This is a genomic window from Kytococcus schroeteri (genome assembly GCF_042433515.1).
In the GTDB taxonomy this organism is placed as follows: Bacteria; Actinomycetota; Actinomycetes; order Actinomycetales; family Dermatophilaceae; genus Kytococcus; species Kytococcus schroeteri.
Window position 1 is genome coordinate 1 of sequence record NZ_JBHLVH010000036.1, and the last position, 1,259, is coordinate 1,259.

Consider the following 1,259-nt stretch of genomic DNA (forward strand, 5'->3'; position numbering starts at 1 on the left):
CTTAGGTCCCGACTTACCCAGGGCAGATTAGCTTGACCCTGGAACCCTTGGTTATTCGGTGGACGGGTTTCTCACCCGTCTTTCGCTACTCATGCCTGCATTCTCACTCGTGCAGCATCCACGACTGGATCACTCCGCCGCTTCACTCGCTACACGACGCTCCCCTACCCAACTTTCGTTGCCACAACTTCGGTGGTGTGCTTGAGCCCCGCTACATTGTCGGCGCGGAATCACTTGACCAGTGAGCTGTTACGCACTCTTTAAAGGGTGGCTGCTTCTAAGCCAACCTCCTGGTTGTCACAGCAACTCCACATCCTTTCCCACTTAGCACACGCTTAGGGACCTTAGTTGGTGATCTGGGCTGTTTCCCTCTCGACTACGAAGCTTATCCCCCGCAGTCTCACTGCCACGCTTCACTTACCAGCATTCGGAGTTTGGCTAACGTCAGTAACCCGGTGGGGCCCATTAGCTATCCAGTAGCTCTACCTCTGGCAAGAAACACGTGACGCTGCACCTAAATGCATTTCGGGGAGAACCAGCTATCACGGAGTTTGATTGGCCTTTCACCCCTACCCACAGCTCATCCCCTCAGTTTTCAACCTAAGTGGGTTCGGTCCTCCACGCCGTCTTACCGGCGCTTCAACCTGGCCATGGGTAGATCACTCCGCTTCGGGTCTAGACCCAGCGACTATGACGCCCTCTTCGGACTCGCTTTCGCTACGGCTTCCCCACACGGGTTAACCTTGCCACTGAGCACTAACTCGCAGGCTCATTCTTCAAAAGGCACGCAGTCACCCCGAAGGGCTCCTACGGATTGTAGGCACATGGTTTCAGGAACTATTTCACTCCCCTCCCGGGGTACTTTTCACCTTTCCCTCACGGTACTTGTCCGCTATCGGTCATCAGAGAATATTTAGGCTTACCGGGTGGTCCCGGCAGATTCACACGAGATTTCACGGGCCCCGTGCTACTCGGGAAACAACACAAACAGTGCCAGCAGTTTCGTCTACGGGGGTCGCACCCTCTCTGCCCGGCCCTTCAAGACCGTTCGACTACCACCAACATTTCTAACTGCCCCCGAGGCTGGTAGACCTCGGACGATCGCTCCCACAACCCCGACCACGCAACCCCTACCAGGTATCACACGTGACCGGTTTAGCCTCATCCGCTTTCGCTCGCCACTACTCACGGAATCACAATTGTTTTCTCTTCCTGTGGGTACTGAGATGTTTCACTTCCCCACGTTCCCTCCCTCTACC

General features: G+C 55.5%; 1 rRNA gene. It reads right to left on the bottom strand.

The features are described 5' to 3' along the window. Positions 1 to 1,259, bottom strand: a 23S ribosomal RNA gene (locus ACFFHC_RS11575); the annotation flags it as partial.